Raw genomic sequence first — 1,287 nt, forward strand, 5'->3', positions numbered from 1 at the left:
GTAGCGGCGGCGGAACGCGGTGGCCAGCGGGGCGATGTCGCCCGCCTGGTTGGTGTGGTTGTTGGCCACCTGGTACACCGGCAGGCGGCCGTCGCCCGAGGCCAGCAGCTCGGGCACGCCCTTGAGCATCGGGTAGTAGGCGTAGAGCGGCAGCGTGACGCCCTGCTGCTGCATCGCCTTCACCAGCCCCCGCAGGTCGGCGCCCCAGTTGCCCGTGACCACGGCCTGCGCGCCGGACTCGGCGAACCGCCGCACATAGGGCCCAAAATCCTGGCCCACGAACGCCGGGTGCAGTTCATCGCCCACGATCTGGATATCGGGACGCTCCTGCGTCAGCGCCTCGCGGAAGTAGCGCGAGAACTGCTGCCCATGGGCGTAGGTCTGGTTCAGCTGGGACACGCTTTTCAGCGCGGACTGCGAGGCCATGAAGTGCGCCAGCGCGCGCGTCTTCATGGTCGAGTCGGCGTCGTCGCGGCCGAGCCAGAAGCTGCACAGGTCGTTGGTCAGCGCCGGGTCCATGGCCGCGGAGTTGATGTAGAGCACCGCCTGCTCGGGGTGGCGCGTGTTGTGCCGCGTCACCGCATCGGAGATCGCCGCCGCCACCCCGGAGCCGTTGCCCTGCACGACGTAGCGAAAGCCCTGGTCGATGGCGGCCTTGAGCGCGTCCAGGCTTTCCTTGGGCGAGCCTTTGTTGTCAAAGCCCGCCACCACGAACCGCACGCCCGCCGGGTTGCCCGGGCCGGCCAGCTGCTCGGCCATGAACTGCCAGCTGCGCAGGCTGTTGCGGCCGATGTCGGCCGCCGGGCCCGAGAGCGGATCGATGAAAGCGATGCGCACCACCTTCTGCGGCGCATCGGCGGCCCAGGCCAGTCCGCCCAGGCCCGCCCAGGCCAGCGCGCCCAGACCCGCCAGCCGCAACAGCCCGCGCCTCACCCCCGACCAAGACCCGCATCCAGACATCAAAGGCCCGGCAACACGTAGTCCTTGAGCTGCTGGCGCAGCGTCATCTTCTGCATCTTGCCGGTGGCACCGAGCGGGATCGCGTCCACGAACACCACGTCGTCCGGCACCTGCCACTTGGCGATCTTGCCTTCGTAGAACGCCAGCAATTCCTCGCGCGTCACCTCGGCGCCGGGCTTCTTCATCACCACCACGATCGGGCGCTCGTCCCACTTGGGGTGCTTCATACCGACGCAGGCCGCCATGGCCACGGCCGGGTGCGCCATGGCGATGTTTTCCACGTCGATGGAGCTGATCCACTCGCCACCTGACTTGATCACGTCCTTG

Annotated in this window: 2 protein-coding genes; both read right to left on the reverse strand. The window is 68.6% G+C overall.

Features of this window, described 5'->3' with window-relative positions; translation table 11 throughout:
* Positions 1 to 918 (reverse strand): ABC transporter substrate-binding protein (locus Q7W29_00895; GenBank protein ID MDO9170372.1); only part of this gene is annotated, 918 nt, incomplete at its 3' end.
* A gap of 41 nt (positions 919 to 959) precedes the next feature.
* A partial coding sequence (locus Q7W29_00900) for a long-chain fatty acid--CoA ligase (protein MDO9170373.1) occupies positions 960 to 1,287 on the reverse strand: 328 nt, incomplete at its 5' end.

This window comes from bacterium (assembly GCA_030654305.1).
Lineage (GTDB): Bacteria > Krumholzibacteriota > Krumholzibacteriia > LZORAL124-64-63 > LZORAL124-64-63 > PNOJ01.